16 protein-coding genes are annotated in these 16,368 nt (G+C 71.9%); 5 read left to right on the top strand and 11 right to left on the bottom strand.

Going from position 1 to position 16,368, the window contains the following annotated elements:
• Positions 1–297 precede the first annotated feature (297 nt).
• From ACFW0G_RS25930 to ACFW0G_RS25920, 3 genes are read right to left on the bottom strand one after another with little or no spacing between them, the layout of a single operon-like run.
• Positions 298–1,383, bottom strand: a complete 1,086-nt coding sequence (locus ACFW0G_RS25930; RefSeq protein ID WP_378327983.1) for a glycosyltransferase family 4 protein — start codon at positions 1,381–1,383, stop codon at positions 298–300.
• On the bottom strand, positions 1,376–3,928 hold the full coding sequence (locus ACFW0G_RS25925; RefSeq protein WP_378327982.1) for a glycosyltransferase: 2,553 nt from the start codon (positions 3,926–3,928) through the stop codon (positions 1,376–1,378). The genes ACFW0G_RS25930 and ACFW0G_RS25925 overlap by 8 nt, the downstream gene beginning before the upstream one ends.
• 32 nt (positions 3,929–3,960) lie before the next feature.
• Positions 3,961–4,887 carry a glycosyltransferase family 2 protein gene (locus ACFW0G_RS25920; protein ID WP_378327981.1) on the bottom strand — a complete coding sequence of 309 codons (927 nt, stop codon included), beginning with the start codon at positions 4,885–4,887 and terminating at the stop codon, positions 3,961–3,963.
• 19 nt (positions 4,888–4,906) lie between these two features.
• Here ACFW0G_RS25920 and ACFW0G_RS25915 point away from each other — a divergent pair, with 19 nt between their 5' ends.
• The 3 genes from ACFW0G_RS25915 to ACFW0G_RS25905 all read left to right on the top strand — a co-directional run bounded on the left by ACFW0G_RS25915 (position 4,907) and on the right by ACFW0G_RS25905 (position 8,160).
• The gene (locus ACFW0G_RS25915) at positions 4,907–5,983 is read left to right on the top strand and encodes a glycosyltransferase family 4 protein (RefSeq protein WP_378327980.1); all 1,077 of its coding nucleotides are present in this window, start codon (positions 4,907–4,909) and stop codon (positions 5,981–5,983) included.
• A gap of 92 nt (positions 5,984–6,075) precedes the next feature.
• Positions 6,076–7,206 carry a glycosyltransferase family 4 protein gene (locus ACFW0G_RS25910; RefSeq protein ID WP_378328021.1) on the top strand — a complete coding sequence of 377 codons (1,131 nt, stop codon included), beginning with the start codon at positions 6,076–6,078 and terminating at the stop codon, positions 7,204–7,206.
• Positions 7,207–7,299: 93 nt separating this feature from the next.
• A complete protein-coding gene (locus ACFW0G_RS25905) occupies positions 7,300–8,160 on the top strand; it encodes a glycosyltransferase (RefSeq protein WP_378327979.1) in 861 nt (286 codons plus the stop codon).
• Here ACFW0G_RS25905 and ACFW0G_RS25900 read toward each other — a convergent pair.
• The gene (locus tag ACFW0G_RS25900) at positions 8,157–8,594 is read right to left on the bottom strand and encodes a hypothetical protein (protein WP_378327978.1); all 438 of its coding nucleotides are present in this window, start codon (positions 8,592–8,594) and stop codon (positions 8,157–8,159) included. The two genes, ACFW0G_RS25905 and ACFW0G_RS25900, sit on opposite strands and share 4 nt — an antisense overlap.
• 143 nt (positions 8,595–8,737) lie before the next feature.
• Here ACFW0G_RS25900 and ACFW0G_RS25895 point away from each other — a divergent pair, with 143 nt between their 5' ends.
• Positions 8,738–9,841, top strand: a complete 1,104-nt coding sequence (locus ACFW0G_RS25895; RefSeq protein ID WP_378327977.1) for a sugar phosphate nucleotidyltransferase — start codon at positions 8,738–8,740, stop codon at positions 9,839–9,841.
• A 6-nt stretch (positions 9,842–9,847) separates the two neighbouring features.
• On the top strand, positions 9,848–10,741 hold the full coding sequence (locus ACFW0G_RS25890; protein WP_378327976.1) for a DNA-3-methyladenine glycosylase family protein: 894 nt from the start codon (positions 9,848–9,850) through the stop codon (positions 10,739–10,741).
• A 243-nt stretch (positions 10,742–10,984) separates the two neighbouring features.
• On the opposite strand, the gene ACFW0G_RS25885 is transcribed toward ACFW0G_RS25890, so the two are convergent.
• The 7 genes from ACFW0G_RS25885 to cofD all read right to left on the bottom strand — a co-directional run bounded on the left by ACFW0G_RS25885 (position 10,985) and on the right by cofD (position 16,262).
• Complete coding sequence (locus ACFW0G_RS25885) at positions 10,985–11,470, bottom strand: hypothetical protein (protein ID WP_378327975.1); 486 nt, start codon at positions 11,468–11,470, stop codon at positions 10,985–10,987.
• On the bottom strand, positions 11,467–11,874 hold the full coding sequence (locus ACFW0G_RS25880) for a GntR family transcriptional regulator (protein ID WP_378327974.1): 408 nt from the start codon (positions 11,872–11,874) through the stop codon (positions 11,467–11,469). The genes ACFW0G_RS25885 and ACFW0G_RS25880 overlap by 4 nt, the downstream gene beginning before the upstream one ends.
• Before the next feature lie 35 nt (positions 11,875–11,909).
• The gene (locus tag ACFW0G_RS25875; protein WP_378327973.1) at positions 11,910–12,752 is read right to left on the bottom strand and encodes a hypothetical protein; all 843 of its coding nucleotides are present in this window, start codon (positions 12,750–12,752) and stop codon (positions 11,910–11,912) included.
• 99 nt (positions 12,753–12,851) lie between these two features.
• A complete protein-coding gene (locus ACFW0G_RS25870; RefSeq protein ID WP_378327972.1) occupies positions 12,852–13,349 on the bottom strand; it encodes a hypothetical protein in 498 nt (165 codons plus the stop codon).
• Positions 13,350–13,378: 29 nt separating this feature from the next.
• On the bottom strand, positions 13,379–13,924 hold the full coding sequence (locus ACFW0G_RS25865) for an NUDIX hydrolase (protein ID WP_378327971.1): 546 nt from the start codon (positions 13,922–13,924) through the stop codon (positions 13,379–13,381).
• The gene (locus ACFW0G_RS25860) at positions 13,921–15,270 is read right to left on the bottom strand and encodes a coenzyme F420-0:L-glutamate ligase (protein WP_378327970.1); all 1,350 of its coding nucleotides are present in this window, start codon (positions 15,268–15,270) and stop codon (positions 13,921–13,923) included. Before ACFW0G_RS25860 ends, ACFW0G_RS25865 begins: the two co-directional genes overlap by 4 nt.
• Positions 15,267–16,262, bottom strand: coding sequence for a 2-phospho-L-lactate transferase (gene cofD, locus ACFW0G_RS25855; protein WP_378327969.1), 996 nt, complete (start codon positions 16,260–16,262; stop codon positions 15,267–15,269). The genes ACFW0G_RS25860 and cofD overlap by 4 nt, the downstream gene beginning before the upstream one ends.
• Between the last annotated feature and the right edge of the window lie 106 nt (positions 16,263–16,368).

The following is a 16,368-nucleotide window of genomic DNA, read 5'->3' as shown; positions in this document are numbered from 1 at the left end:
CTGCGAGGCTCCACCCTTCCGTGAATGCCACATTGAGGGATTCAGAGTCTCTCGATGTGGCATTCACGGACTCGTGCGCCCTTCGGGACCTCGGCTTTCGTGGTTGTCCCCAGCCAAGCGCGATTGTGGACAACTTCCCGTCCCGCACCGCCGGCGGCCCGTTTTCGTCGTACCTCCGCGATAGACTGGCCCAGGGCCGTCCCCCGGAGAGGGTGGGGGATACCCCTGGTAATACGTGACCTCAGGGGGAATCGGGTCACTGGGAGCGGTCGGGTCGAGCGGCGGAAACCGCGGGGATCAGCCGGAGACGGCGCGGCGGTAGGCCTCGACGGTGCGTTCGGCGCAGGTGCGCCAGGTGAAGCCCGCGGCGTGGGTGCGGCGGGCGGCGGAGGTGGCGACGGCGTGCGGGTCGATGACCGCGGTGCGCAGGGCGGCGGCCAGGCCCTCGACGTCGTCGTAGGGGACGAGGCTGGCGCAGTCGCCCGCGACTTCGCGCAGGGCGGGGATGTCGGTGCAGACGACGGGGACGTCCGACGCCATGGCTTCGAGGACGGGCAGGCCGAAGCCCTCGTCACGCGAGGGCAGCACGAGTGCCGAGGCGCCTGCCACGACCCGCCGGAGGTCCACATCGGACAGATAGCCGAGGTGCTGCGACCGCTCCGCGTGCGGGAACGGGCCGGGGCCGGCGAACACCAGCGGTGGCAGGTCAGGCGTCGTGGCGTGGGCGCGCACGAGCCAGTCGAGACCCTTGCGCGGCCCCGCGGCACCGGCGAACAGCAGGTACTGCTCCGGCAGGCCCAGCTCCGCGCGCTGCTCGTCCGTCGGTGGCCGGGCGGTGAACCAGGCCGGGTTCACGCCCAGCGGGGTCACCACGATCTTGTCCCGGTCGACGTCCAGCCGTTCGGCCACCGCGTCGGCGACGGCGGCTGTCGGGGTGCAGATGACGTCGGCTCGCCTGGCGCCGCGTCGCACCAGCCGGGGCAGGTCCTGGTCGCTGGGCCTCAGCTCCGCTGGATTGCCCAAAAAGGCCAGATCGTGGATGGTCAGCACGCCCGCGGCCCGCACTCGGCCCGGTAGCACGAAATTCGTCCCGTGCACGACGTCAGCCAGTCCCGCGAACAGTTCCACCGGCGGGAATTCTCCGTGCAGCCAGGCCTTGCGCAGCAGCCGCGCGGCCACCGGCATGCCCCGCGCCCGCGCGCCGTGCGGCAGGACGTGCCGCAGCCGCCGCCAGCCGCGTAACGTGAAGGCCACCGCGCGTGTGTCCACTTCGGACATCGAGGCCAGCTCCTCGCTCAGCGCCGCGGTGTACCGGCCGATGCCGGTCCTGGTGCCGAGCAGGGGAGTGCCGTCCAGCAGCACACGCAACGGTCGATCAGCCACGGCGCAACCGCTGCCTGGCGATCTTGAGGACCCGGCCGCCCGCCCGTCGCGCGAGCTCGCCCATGCCGCCGTCGTTGAGGTACTCCCGGACGAGCGCGACGTCGCGGCGCACCATTTCCTTGCCCCGCACGGGTTTCGTGGTCACGAGATCCGCCGATCCCGCCAGCCGGTCGGCGGCGGGGCGCGGATCCCGGCAGAACTCGACGAGCGGTTTCAACGCCTCGGGCCAGGCGAACCGCTGGGCGACCCCGGCGATCCGCTCGACGCATCCGGCGGCGAACTCCTCGTCGTACAACGCCTTTTCCAGTGCGTCGGCCAGCGCGTCGGCGTCCTCGGCGGGGACCACGACACCGAGGCGTTCGGCGCGGACGAGATCGGCGAAGGAGTCACCGTCGGTCGTGACGATCGGCAGCCCGGCCCACAGGTAGTCCAGCACGCGGGTGCGGAAGGCGAAGGTCGTCTCGACGTGCTCGAAGTGCGTGGTGACCCCGCAGTTCGCGTCGAGCAGCCAGTTCTGCCGCTCGCCGTAGGGCACCCACTGCTCGTTGAAGTAGACGTGTTTCCCGGTCAGCCCCAGCGAATCCGCCAGCCGGACGGTCCGCGCGCCGATGTCCATCTCGGCGACTTCGGGGTTCGGATGCTTCATCCCGAGGAACACGAGCCGGACGTCGGCGCGGCGCCGCCGCAGCTTCTCGACCGCGCGGACCAGGGTCAGCGGGTCGAACCAGCTGTACACACCACCGGCCCAGAGCACCACGTGGTCGGTCGCCCCGATGCCGAGCGCGGAACGCAGTCCCGGTCCGGTACGGGCCGGTGCCTCCGGCGACAGTCCAAAAGGGACGACCGCGAGCAATGACTGCGTCGTCGGATCGGCGTCGTAGAGCCGGGGCGAGAGCCTGCCGAGCGCGGCGAGGTGACCCAGCCAGAAATGACGCTGACGTTCCGACGCGCACAGGAAGAAATCGCCGCGTTCGAGCTGCGCGTCGAGCACCTTCGTGACTCCGGCGAGGTCCGCCGCGCGCTTGTCGTCGGCTATTCCCTTGCCCTGTTCCAGCAACTCCAGGTGCATCGGGTCGTACAGGTCGGCGACGACGATCTTGCTCGCGTACTGCTTTTTCAGCGACGGCGCGAGTTCGAGCACGTGCCCCTGCAGGATCACGATGTCGGCCTCGGCGATCGGCGCGTCCAGATCGTGCCGCTTGCCCGCGCTGACGCGGAACGGCGCGGGCGGCGGCGACACGTGCGGGTTCGTCGTGACGAGGTGGACGTCGTGCTCGCTCGCCAGGGTCGCGGCGATGTTCCAGGCCCGGATCGCCGGGCCCGCCATCCGCTCGGTGAGCGCGTCGCCGGTGATCACCAGGATCTTCCGGCGCTGCCCGAACGCGGCCTCGATGCCGAAGGCCTCGACGAGGATGTCATGCGCGGCGAGGTAACGCGGCAGCGGATACGCGGGCTCCAAAGCCTTGCGCAGCAAGGGAAGCAGATCGGCGTCGGTGCGCACGCGCGCGGCCTGCTCGACCGCGCGTGACTCTGCCAGCGACGGCAGCAGTTCGACGAACTGGTCGATCGCCAGCATTCCGGCGAGCGTCGTGCGCGGGATCGCTACGTCGCCGGTTTCGGCGGGCCCGACTCCGCGTTCGAGGTCGAGCTGGGTCGCGTCGAGATCGCCACGTGCCGTCGCCCGGCGGACCGCCAGCGCGAGCGCCGCGGGCAGCGCCTTCGCCAGCGACTCGTCGGAAAGGTTCTTGTACAGCGCGGCGAGTGCGTTGCGCTCCAACAGGAACGTCTCGCGGCCGGAGTCCGGGGCGTCCACCGCCGCCATCGTCGCGTGGTGCCGGTGGTAGGTCAGCGATTCCGGGACGTACCGGACGCGCCAGCCACGCAGGTTCAGCCGCCAGCCGAGGTCGACGTCCTCGTAGAACATGAAGAACCGCTCGTCGAACCCGCCGAGTTCGGCGAACACCGAAGTGCGGACGAACATCGCGGAGCCGGTGCCGAACAGCACGTCCTTCGCGACGTCGTGTTCGGCCGACGGGACGGCCGACAGCGGGCTGCCCGCGTGGCGCTTGTAGCCCATGCCGAACCAGGTGAGCCCGGCGTCGACGAAGTCGGTGCCGGTGCCGTCCCAGTCCAGGACCTTGCTGGCCACCGCGGCGACCCTCGGCTGGGCCCGGAGTTCGGCGACCGCGGCCGAGACCCAGCCGGGTGCGGGCCGGGCGTCGTTGTTGAGGAAGCCGAGGATCGTGCCGTTCGCGTGCCGCGCGCCGAGATTGCAGCCGCCCGCGAAGCCGCTGTTGACCGGCGATTCCACCAGCGTCACGCCGGGGACAGCCGCTTTGATGCGCGCGAGGTCGTCTCCGCCGGACGCGTTGTCGACGCAGATCAGCTCGGTTTCGGGTCCGTCCGAGGTACGTTTTCCCGCCGAGGACGCATCAGCGCAGTCGAGGTCCGAGGCGAGCGAGCGCAGGCACGTGATGGTGTCGTCCGCGCCGCGGTAGTTCACCACGATCACCGAGACGAGCGGTTGCGGGTCCCCCTGCGCCAAAGCCTGCTCCTGTCCTCGGGATTACGCAGATATTAGTGGCCCGCCCACGCCTCCCAGACCGCCCCTCGGCCGAGAGCGCTACGTCGCGTGATCATTCGGCGTGCGAACAATGCCGCCGGTAGCCGGAGGGCGACCTCTGCGAGTATCCGGCAGCGCAGGCCGAACCGGAAGTTCGGCGCGTCCGGTTTGCCCGATCGCAGTGGCAGCACGGCGGTGAGCAGCGCGAACCGGACGAGCTGCCGCAGCGCGACGCCGCCGGGGGCGCAGCGCAGCAGGGTGAGCAGGCGGTTACGTTCGTTCCACCGGTGGAATTGCGGGCTACCCGGACGGGTGCTCGCCCCGTGCCGATGGCGCACGGCGGCCTCCGGCGCTCCGACGACGTCCCAGCCCGCCAGGCGCAGCCGCCACGCGGTGTCGGTGTCCTCGTAGTAGCAGAAGAACGACGCCGGTATACCGCCGACCGTACGCAGTGGACCGGTCCGGATCAGGGCCGCGCCGCCACAGAAGCCGAACACCTCGTCGGCGGGTTCGGGCAGGTCGGCGCCGTGGCCGTCGGCGGTGAGCCGGACGCCCGCCGACTGCGTCGAACCGTCCTCGAGGTCGAGCCGGGACGCGGCCGCGGCGGCGAGCGGCGCCGCGTCAAGGGTGTCCTCCAAAGTGGCCAGCCAGCCGGGCGCGGGTTCGGCGTCGTCGTTCAGCCAGGCCATGAGCGGGGTGTCGACCCGGCGCAGCGCCGTGGCCATCGCGCCGGCGTACCCGGTGTTGCGCGGCAGCCGCAGCACCTGGGGGGTGGACGGATGCGCCGCGAGCAGGGCGGCGGTGCCGTCGTCGGAGGCGTTGTCCACCACCAGCGTCCGATGTGGACGGGTCTGGGCGGCGAGCGCGTCGAGGCACGCGGTGACGTGCCCGGCACCCCGCCAGGTCACAACCACCACGGTGGTGGCGGGCTCGGGGGTCACCCGGGAGAGAATAGGCCCCGTGCCCCGACTGGTCGTCCTCGCCGAGCAACTGCTCGCCCCGGTGCCGGGTGGTACCGGCCGGTACACCGCGGAGCTGATGCTCGCGCTGGCCCGCACGGCGCCGCCTGGCTGGACGGTGTCCAGTGTGGTGGCGCGTCACCACGACGTCGAGGCCGCCGTTGTCGAGGGTGTCGAAGGTCCCCGGGTGCTGCGGATTCCGCCGCGCGCCCTGGTCGCGGCGTGGCAGCTGGGCCTGCCGTGGTGGCCGGGCGGCGACGCCGTGCACGCGCCGACGCCGCTCGCGCCGCCGCGCGTGCCCGCGGGCAAGACGCTGACGGTGACCGTGCACGACACCGTCCCGTGGACGCATCCGGAGACGCTCACCAGCCGGGGTGTCAGCTGGCACCGGTCGATGATCTCCCGCGCGGCACGGCGCGCGTCCGGTCTGGTGGTGCCGACCAGGGCGGTCGCGGACGAGCTCGCCGTGCTGATCGACGTCGACGTGCCGGTGAAGGTCATCCCGCACGGCGTGCGGATCCCGGCAGGGGACGCCGACGTCGAAGTGCCGGAGCGGTACGTGCTCGCGGTCGGGACCATCGAGCCGCGCAAGGGCATCGACGTGCTGATCGAGGCCGTCGCCGACCTCGAGGGCGTCTCGCTCGTGGTGGCCGGGCAGCAGGGCTGGGGCGGGGTCGACCCGGTGCGGCTGGCGAAGGACCACGGGCTGCCCGAGGAGCGGTTCCGGCTGCTCGGCCGGGTGAGCGACGCCGAGCTGGCGACTGTGCTGCGCGGGGCGGAGGCGCTGGCTGTGCCGAGTCTCACGGAGGGGTTCGGACTGCCGCTGCTGGAGGCGATGGCGGCCGGGGTGCCGGTGGTGCACACCGACGTCCCGGCGCTGGCCGAGGTGGCGGGCGGTGCCGGGCTGATGGTGCCGCGCGGCGACGTCGGGGCGCTCACGCTGGGGTTGCGCGAGGTGCTGGGGTCGGCGCAGCGTGCGGCCGAGCTGAGCACGCGGGGCAAGGAACGGGCGCGGGCGTTCACCTGGCGGGCCGCCGCCGAGGCCGTGTGGGCGATGCATCGCCGCAACCGGGATTGACACATCGGGGTGCCGGTGTCCCGCATTTCCCGGTTCTTGTCCGGGCGGGTGGGCTGCGGCTTTACTCTGCTCTGGTGACCGGTGATCCCCGTGTGCTGATCGACGCGACCGCGGTCCCTGCGGACCGGGGCGGTGTCGGACGTTACGTGGACTCCCTGGTGCAGGCGCTGGACCAGGACGGGGCGCGGCTCACCGTGGTGTGCCAGCCCCGGGATCTCGCGCTCTACGGCCGTCTCGCGCCGGGCGCCCGCATCGTTCCCGCGTCGCCTTCGACGTCGACGCGGACAGCGCGGCTCACCTGGGAGCAGGCGACATTGCCGCGCCTGACCCGCCGCCTCGCCGTCGACGTCGTGCACTCGCCGCACTACACGATGCCGCTGGCGGGCACGGCCGCGTCCGTGGTGACCCTGCACGACGCGACGTTCTTCACCGACGCGGTGCTGCACTCCTCGGTGAAGGCGCGGTTCTTCCGCGCGTGGACGTCGACCGCGTTGCGACGGGCGACGGTGTGCGTGGTGCCGAGCGTGGCCACCGCGACCGAACTGGCGCGGGTGAGCCCGGTACGGCGGGCGGAGCTGGAGATCATCCACCACGGCGTCGACACCGACCGGTTCCATCCGCCCTCGCCCGAGGAGGTCGAGGCGGCCCGCGCGGCCGTCGGGATCGGGCGGACGCCGTACGTGGCGTTCCTGGGCGCGCTCGAGCCGCGGAAGAACGTGCCCGCGCTGATCCGCGGCTTCGCCCGCGCGGTCGCGGGCCGCCCGGACGCGCCCGCCCTGGTGCTGGCGGGTCAGCCGGGCTGGGACACGCAGGTGGAGCGCGCGCTCGACGCCGTCCCGCACCGGCTGCGGGTCATCCGCGCCGGTTACCTGCCGTTCGGCACGCTGGCCGGGTTCCTCGGCGGTGCCGAGCTGGTGGCGTATCCGAGCCTGGGGGAGGGATTCGGGCTGCCGGTGCTGGAGGCGATGGCGTGCGGCGCGTGTGTCCTGACGACCCGGCGGCTGTCACTGCCCGAGGTCGGGGGCGACGCGGTGGCGTACTGCGGTGTCGGCGCCGGGGATGTCGCCGCGGCGATCACGGACCTCCTGGCGGATTCGTCGCGGCGGTCGGAGCTGGCGGACGCGGCGCAGAAGCGGGCGAAGGAGTTCTCCTGGGCGACGACCGCGGAGCGGCATCGGGAGGCCTATGCCAAGGCCTGGTCCCGCCACCACCGCATGTCTTGAATGTGGAACTCGGCATCGTGAACGTGGCACTCGCCGCAATCACGCTCGGTAGGGCAGCGATATCGCGTTCGGTGACGCGTGGACAATGGCCGGGTGACTGAGCACCCCAGCTACGGCGACGGGCTCGCCGTCGTGACCGTGACGTACTTTCCCGGTGAGACGCTCGAGCGGTTCCTCGACACGCTCGAGAAGGCCACCGATCGCGATGTCCAGGTGGTCGTGGCCGACAACGCCTCCACGGACGGTGCCCCGGAACGGGCGGCCGAGCGGGAGAACGTGCATCTGCTCAGCATCGGCGAGAACGTCGGGTACGGCACCGCCGCCAACCGCGGGGTCGCCGAGCTGGACGACAGCTACGGCTGGGTCGTCGTGGTGAATCCCGATCTCGAATGGGAGCCGGGTTCGCTCGACACGCTGCTGGAGGTCGCGAAGCGCTGGCCGCGGGGCGGTTCGTTCGGGCCGCTCATCCATGATCAGGACGGCACCGTCTATCCCTCGGCGCGGCTGCTGCCGTCGTTCGGGCGCGGCATCGGGCACGCGGTGTTCGGCAAGGTGTGGCCGGGCAATCCGTGGACGCGCGCGTACCGCCAGGAGCGGGCACCGGTCGAGCGGGTCGCGGGCTGGCTTTCCGGTTCGTGCCAGCTTTTCCGCCGGGAGGCGTTCGACTCGGTCGGCGGTTTCGACACGCGTTACTTCATGTACTTCGAGGACGTCGATCTCGGCGACCGGCTCGCCAAGGCTGGCTGGCTCAACGTGTACGCGCCGTCGGCGGGTGTCATGCACATCGGCGGGCACGCGACGTCACAGGCGTCGGCGAAAATGCTGCGTGCGCATCACGAAAGCGCGTATCGCTATCTCGCCGACCGCCACCGCGGGCTGCGCTGGAAGCCGGTGCTGGCCGCGATCAAGCTCGGCCTGACGCTGCGGTTGAAGCTGGAGACCCGGAAGGGCTAGATGCCGTCGAGGCGGCGCGAAAGGTTGGAACGGCCGCTGGTCTGCTTGATCGTGGGGATCAGCCCGCCGACCTCTTCGCCGCTCGACGGCTGCTGCTCGGGGACCGGCTGGTCCTTGAGCGGGCTCGCGATCGGCTTCGCCTGGGGGCGCGGCGTCAACGGTGTGGTCGCCTGGTGGTGATTCCCGGGGACGTCCAGCCGCGTCGTCGGCGCGGACGTCGCCAGCGGGTGGTCATTCTCCTCGATCAGCGACGCGGGCAGCTGGGTCGTGGTGTCCGGATCCTGGCCACGATCGATTTCGGTCACCAGCGAACGCGGAATCTGCTGGGTGTTGGCCGAGTCCATGGGCGAGGTCGCCTTGTCCGGCGTCACGACGAAGGCTCCACGCGCGCGTGCTCGTGCGAGCAAGGCGTCCGCCCGTTCCCGGGGGTCCATCCCCTCGGCCTCCCGACTGACCCGGGGCCCTCTGGGGAAAGGCCCACCTGTTTCCTGTCTAGGGTAGGCCCTCGGGGCGTCCGCCGTCAGGGTTTCCCGCGGCTTGTCGCCAGGCGGCGCGTGATACAAGAGGGAGTGGTGAGGTGACGACCGAGGTCGAAGCCACGTCGGGGGCCGGCACGGGCATCGACGCTGTCGTGCTGGTCGGGGGAAAGGGCACCCGGCTGCGCCCGCTCACCCTGTCGGCGCCGAAACCGATGCTGCCGACCGCGGGGACGCCGTACCTGAATCACCTGTTTTCCCGGATCCGCGAGGCCGGGATCAGGCATGTCGTGCTCGGGACTTCGTATCGGGCCGAAGTGTTCGAGGAGTACTTCGGCGACGGTTCCGCGCACGGCCTGGAGCTCGAGTACGTCGTCGAAGACGAGCCGCTGGACACCGCGGGCGCGATCCGCAACGTCTACGACCGGTTGCGCGCCGAGCACGTGATCGTCTTCAACGGGGACATCCTGTCCGGCGCCGATCTGCGCGCGCAGCTGCGCACGCACCGGGAATCCGGCGCCGACGTGACACTGCACCTGCAACGTGTCCCGGATCCGAGCCGCTTCGGCTCGGTGCCCACCGACGAGCATGGCCGCGTCCGGGCTTTTCTGGAGAAGACGCCGAATCCGCCGACCGACCAGATCAACGCCGGGTGCTACGTCTTCCGGCGTTCGGTGATCGAGTCGATCCCGGCCGGGCGGCGGGTGTCGGTCGAACGGGAGACGTTCCCCGGGCTGCTGGCCGACGGCGCGCATCTGCACGGTTTCGTCGACGCCTCCTACTGGCTGGACGTCGGCACGCCGGAGGCTTTCGTCCGCGGTTCCTCGGACCTGGTGCGCGGGGTGGCGCCGACGTCCGCACTGCCCGGCTCGGTCGGGGAGTCGTTGGTGCTCGACGGCGCTTCGGTGGCCGGGGGCGCGACGGTGTCCGGTGGTTCCACGATCGGCGCGAAGGCCGTGGTGGCCGAGGGCGCGACGGTGTCCGGTTCGGTCCTGTTCGACGGCGCGATCGTCGGTGAGGGCGCGGTGGTCGAGGATTCGGTGCTCGGCCGCGGGGCGAGGGTCGGCGCGGGAGCCGTACTGCGCGGTGTGGTGCTGGGTGACGGCGCCGTCGTCGGTGCGCGGTGCGAGCTGTTGCACGGCGCGCGGGTCTGGCCGGACGTCACGCTGCCGGACGGCGGCGTGCGGTTCTCGAGCGACGCGTAGGCCTTCGTGTTCTGGCGTCCGACGTTCGACGTGGAGCTGGGCCGGGTCCTGGCTCCGCTGCGGCGTGGGCGCGGTTCGTTGAACATCCTGACCGACGAACGGGGTGTCGTCTGGTACGCCGCGAACACCGCGGACGGGCCCGGCACGCTGGCGCTGCGCCGACGTGCCGACGGGATCGAGGCCGAGGCGTGGGGACCGGGAGCGGATCGGCTGCTCGACGGCGTCCCGGCGCTATTGGGCGCGAACGACGACGACACCGGGTTCGTCGCGCACCACGAAGTCGTCGCGCGGGCACGGCTGCGCTCGCCGGGGCTGCGGCTCGGCGCGACGGGGCAGGTGTGGGACTGGCTCGTGCTCGCGGTGCTGGAGCAGAAGGTCGCGGGCAAGGAGGCGATCCGGTCGTGGGCCGAGCTGTGCCGGTGGTTCGGGGAGCGGGCGCCGGGGCCGGGCCCGGACCGGCTGCGGGTGCCGCCGACGCCGGCCGCGCTCCGGTCCCTGGTGGACTGGAAGTGGCATCGCGCCGGGGTGGACCTGAAACGGCGGACCACGCTGCTGAACGCCGCCCGCGTCGCGCACCGGCTGGAGCGGGCGGTGGAACTGGGCGGGGCCGAGGGCAGGGCACTGCTGCGGCTCGTGCCGGGGATCGGGGTGTGGACGGCGGCCGAGATCGCGCAGCGTGCCTGGGGTGACCCGGACGCGGTGAGTTTCGGCGACTACAACATCCCGTCGATGGTCGGCCATGCCCTGCTCGGCAGGAAACTCGACGATGCCGGGCTGGCGGAGGTCCTCGCCCCCTATGCGCCGCAACGGCAGCGCGCGATCCGCTACCTCGAGGCCGCCGGGATCTCACGACCACGCTTCGGCCCACGTCTTGCCCTACGCGACTACCGCGCCATGTAACTACCAGGCCCCCTTTCGCCCGGGGACGCGCCGTTAAGGCCACCTTACGGGCGTCAGACGCCCATAAGGTGGCCTTAACGGCATGGGAAGCCGCGGGTGGGCGAGGGACGCTTTCAGTGCGGTGGGCTCGCGCGTGGAGTGTGCTCGGGGCCGATTTCGTCGGACCCCGCTCGTAGGCTGTTTGGTAGGGGCGCTCAGGGTGTCCTGAATCTTCCGTTCATTCCTTCAGCGGACGGTCGGTGCTCAGGACGGCGCCTGCGGTGGCTGGCCTGGCGCGGGCGGCCGGCCCGGCTGCTGTGGCGGCTCGCCGGGATCTTGCGCCGCCGGTTCGGACGGCGTCGCTGATTCGGATGGCGGCGCCGGTTCGGATGGCGGCGTTGGATCGGACGGCGGGGCGTCAGGAGGCGGATAGCCGGGAGACGGGTATCCGGGCGCCTGGCCGGGCTGGGGCGGGTATCCCGGTGGGTAAGGCGGATAGCCCTGCGGCTGTCCCGGTGGGTAACCCTGTGGTTGCCCCGGTGGCGCGTAGCCGGACGGTGAATATCCGGACGGCGGGTAGCCCGGCTGCTGTGGCGGATAGCCGGGCGGCGGGCCGGGGTGGGACTTCCGCGTCGCGAGGACTATCGCCACCACGACGACGGCGACCACCAGCAGGATTCCCAAGACGATCAGCAACAGAAGCAACGGCGTGAGCGTCGACTCGGCCTCGGCGGCCAGCGTTGAGGTCACTGGGCGAATCCGTCCGGGATGCCGCGCGGCACGACGACGCTGACGGAGCTTTCGGCCAGCGCCGCGGACACGATGGCGATCGCTTCTTCCTTGCCCAGCCCCAGTTTGTGCACGGCCGCGGCATAGCGTGCGGCGGCCTGCTGGGCACGGTGCCGGTTCTGGTCGCCGGAGGCGCCGACGAAGCTTCCCGCCCGTCCGCGCGTTTCGATCAGCCCGGCCTCCTCCAGTTCCCGATAGGCCCGGGCGATGGTGTTGGGGGCGATCCCGAGGTCGGCGGCGAGCCGCCGCACCGTGGGGAGCTTGGTACCGACGGGCAGCGTCCGGTCGTTGATCTGGGTCGCCAGAGCCGAGCGGACCTGCTCGTACGGCGGCACCGGCGACGTGCTGTCCACACTGAGGAGCATTCAGACCGCCTCGAAGATGTCGATGGGTGTGGAGATCATGACGGTTGGGGCAGCCCGTAGTTGCCCGGGGGCAGCGAACGATGGCGACGGCGCTGCCTCAGCAACATCGTGACGAACATGGCGCCGACGCTGAGCACCATGTAGGCCAGTACGTACGGCGCGAACGGCGGTGGCAGGGGACTGTGGCTGGTGAGGTCGTTCAGCGGCGGGATGGCGAACACCGGGATCACGTAGTTGTCGGCGTCCCGGATCCGCAGCTGGTCGTCGACGGCGAGTGAGGCGTCGTTCTCCGCCACCGCCGGAGCGCGCAGGACGCTGGTGAGCGCGATGCCCGAACTGACCGCCGCGACGCCCAGCAGCGCGAGCCAGGCCCAGCCGTAGGCGGGTGACCCCGACGTCAGCGCCACCGCCAGCGCGAGCCCCGCACCGCCACCGAAGGTGAGCACCACCGAGGCGGCGAACCAGCCACCGAGCAGCCTCAGGCGGGACGCGGATTCGACTCTGGTGACCCGGCACGCCAATCGGGCGGCGATCTGCCGGTCCCGGTGCCGCTGCTCGTACCAGACCGTGAGCTGGATCGTGGCCACCACGACGAAGATGTACGAGCCCCCGGGGAGCTGCTTCCCCACGCCGGGCAGGTACCGCAGGCCGAAGAGCACGGCGGAACCGAGAATCGCGACGCCGAGCGCAACGAGACAGGTCCGGGTCCGGAGACGCGGCGCGAACCGCATGCCGAGCCGGACGCACAGCAACCGGGTCGGCACGACGAGCCGGACGCCGCGCTGCGCCAGCCAGGTCAGCGCGGCCTGGATCTCCTTGGGTGTGGGCTCCAGCGGCTCGGCGGCCGCCGGAGGACTCCCCGACGCCGCGGCCGTCACGCCGCCTCCCCCTGTGTATGACATCCCGACCCCCTCGTTTGTAGCAAGCCTTGCGCCACCAGGTTGACACAATGCTCAATACAAAGTCAAGCAGGCTGGTCACCATCCCTGCGGTGGCTGCTGACCCTGCTGCGGATACCCGGGTGGCAGCGGCTGACCGCCGGTCGCGGGGTAGGGCCCGGGAGCGCCGTAGGGAGCACCCTGCGGCTGCATACCCGGCTGGGGCGCACCCGGCTGAGGCGCGCCGGGCTGCGGCGGCACCGGCTGGCCGAACCCGCCCTGCGGCGAAGGTGGCCCGGCCTGGCCGAAGCCCGGCTGCGGCTGCCCGAAGCCGCCGGGAGGCTGCTGCCCGAACCCGGCCTGCGGCGGCTGCTGGCCGAAGCCCTGCTGCGGGCCCATCGGTGGAGGCGGCGGGAAATTGCCCTGCTGGCCCTGGTTCATGTTCTGCTCGCGCCGCATCTTGCTGACCCGCACCGCGACCACGATGACGAAGATGATGATCGCGAGGACTAACAGTCCCAGCACGATCCAGCCGACGACGCCGTCACCGCCGCCGCTGTGGTGAATGTGGACCCGGTCCTGGAACTGCGTAGGCATGGTGGCGCCCCCTTTCCGCACCGGTGAGCCTAGTGCCCCGCGCCGTCCGGGATGGCCGCTTTCACCAGGTCGGCGAGATCTTCCGAACCCGGGGGCAGCGCGTCGGCCGGCCACCAGCGCAGGTCGTCCGATTCGGCGCTGCGCACCGGCTCGGCCCCGCGCGGTGCCCGCACCGTGAACCGGACGTCGAAGTGCCGCGTCGGCACGCCGAGCGAGCAGGTGATGGGGTGGACGTCGAGGTGCACCGGCTTCGGGACGAGTTCGAGGTCCCCGATCCCGGACTCCTCCCGCGCCTCGCGCAGCGCGGCTCCGGCGAGGGTGGCGTCCTCGGGCTCGCAGTGCCCGCCCAGCTGCAACCACCGGCCGACACGCGGATGCAGCGTCAGCAGCACCCGCGAGCCCGTGTCGTCCAGCACGACGGCCGACGCCGTGACGTGCCCGGCGGCGCACTGGCGGAGGCAGGTGTCCTCACCCGTGGCGAGAAACCCGAGGAACGCGTGCCGGAGGGATTCCTGGCCGGGATCGGCGGGTTTCCACGACTCCAGCGTCGCGACGGCGTTCGCGTGGAGAGTCACAGCTCGACCAGCCCCTCACCCGGATCCAGCGGGCCACGCGGGCCTGGCGCGCTGCCGGGATGCCCGATCGCGACCGCACCCAGCGGCTCCCACCGCTTGTCGAGGCCGAGCGTGTCGCGGACGATGTCGGCGGCGAAGATCGTCGAGCCGATCCAGCACGAGCCGAGGTCTTCCGCGGCGAGCGCGACCAGCAGTCCCTGCACCGCCGCGCCGGCGGCGACGGTGAACATCGTGTGCTCGCACGCGTTGCGCCGCGCGTCCCGGTAGGCGTGCGCGCCGTCGGGGACCAGGAACGGGATGACGACCTCGGGGGCCCGGTACAGGATGTCCCCCCGGCTGAGCCGTTTCGCGATCTGCTCGGCCGTGAACTCGTCGCCTTCGAGGTCCGCGCGCCACGATTCCCGCATCGTGTCGAGGAGTTTCTTGCGGAGACCGGCGTCGCGCAGCCACACGAACCGCACCGGATGGGTGTGGTGCGGCGCGGGCGCGGTCAGTCCGGCGGCGACGGCCCGGCGCATCGCGTCCGGGTCCACCGGCTCGTCCGAAAACGTCCTGATCGAGCGCCGCGCGGGCACCGCCTCGCGACGTCCCTGCGCGATGGCCTCGTTGGTGCCCAGCCGGAACAGGTCGATGTCGACCGGCCGGATCAGATCCCGCGCCGTGGAGCCGTTGTCGGTGAGGGTGAGGCCGCGGACGACCGCGACCGGCGTCCCGCCGAGCTTGCCCTTGACCAGGTCGGCGGCCGCGGCCAGCTCGTCGGCGACGGCGACCTCGGTGACCGCGAGTTCGTTGCCCTGCGCGTCGATCTGCCCGGCGTAGGCGTGCAGCACCCGCAGGCCGGACGCGCCGATCGCGGCGTCGGTCTGGCCGACGCGCCATGCCCGGCCCATGGTGTCGGTGATCAGCACCGCGACCTCGACGCCGAGCCGTTCCCGCAGGCCGTTGCGCAGCGCGAGCGCGGACGCGTCGGGGTCGGCGGGCAGCAGCGCGATCTCGTCGCCCGCCACGTTCGAGGCGTCGATTCCGGACGCGGCCTGCACGATGCCCAGCCGGTTCTCGGTGATCATCGTCCGCGCGATCCGCGCGACGACCCGCACGGCTTCCTGTTCGACCCACTCGCGCCGCGCGGCGTCCCGTTCCTCGGGATCGCTGGGCACCCGCACCAGCCGTCCCTCGATCTTCGAGACGACCTTGCTGGTCACCACCACGACGTCGCCGGACCGCAGCCAGCGTGCCGCGCCGGCGATGGCGCCGGTCAGGTCGTCGCCCGGCCGGAACTCCGGCAGCCCGGTGACCGGCAGGATCTCCAGCTTGGCCGAGGCGTGGTCGGCCTGGTTCCCCGTCACAGCGACACTCCGGCGAGATCGAGCGCCGCGCGCACCATCGCCGCGGTCGCGTCCACATCGGACATCAGCAACGGGACGTCCCGCACCGCGACCCCTGGCACGTCCACCTGCTCGCCTTCGGCCACCAGCCAGCCGTCGAGCACCCCGTCCCCTTCCTTGCGGGAGCCGTAGTGCCGCCCGACGGCCTCGGCCGAGGTCTCCACCCCGATCGCGCTCAGGCAGGCGTCGGCCATCCCGCGCAGGGCCTTGCCGCCGATGATCGGGGAGACCCCGACGACCCCGGCGGACGTCTTGCGCAGTGCCTCGCGCACGCCGGGTACGCCCAGCACCGTGCCGACCGACACCACCGGGTTGGACGGCGCGAAGAGCACCGCGTCGGCCCCGGCGATCGCGTCGAGCACGCCGGGCGCCGGTTTCGCCTCGTCGGCGCCGACCGCGACGATCGAATGCGCGGGCGGCTCGGCCCGGTAGCGGACCCACCACTCCTGGAAGTGCACGGCCTTGCGCTGGTCGGGCTGCTCAGGGTCGTCGATCACGACGTGCGTCTCGACCCGGTCGTCGGACATCGGCAGCAGCCGCACGCCCGGCTTCCACCGGTCGCACAGGGCCTCGGTGACCTGCGACAGCGGGTATCCCGCACGCAACATCCGGCTGCGGATCAGGTGGGTCGCGATGTCCTTGTCGCCGAGCCCGAACCAGGTCGGCTCGGCGCCGTACGCGGCGAGCTCCTCCTTGACCGTCCAGGTCTCGCCCGCATGCCCCCAGCCGCGTTCGGTGTCGATCCCGCCGCCCAGGGTGTACATGCAGGTGTCCAGGTCGGGGCAGATGCGCAGGCCGTGCATCCACACGTCGTCCCCGGTGTTCACCAGCGCGGTGATCTCGTGCGGTGACTCCGATTCGGCTGCTCCGGTCGCCGGCAGCCCCAGCGCGTGCTTGACGCCCAGCAGGAAGCGGGCCCCGCCCACTCCGCCGACCAATACGACGATCCTCACGACTTCGAATCCTTTCACGTGCGTCTCGCCGGTTCCCGGCGCCCAGCCGTGGGCGACGTCACATCCGCCACGGGCGAAAATGCGGACCTGGGCGCTCGTGCGGGTT

It is taken from the genome of Amycolatopsis sp. NPDC058986, assembly GCF_042741125.1.
Classification (GTDB): domain Bacteria; phylum Actinomycetota; class Actinomycetes; order Mycobacteriales; family Pseudonocardiaceae; genus Amycolatopsis.
The sequence above is the reverse complement of the archived record's forward strand: the minus strand, read 5'-3'. Positions and strand labels throughout refer to the sequence as shown.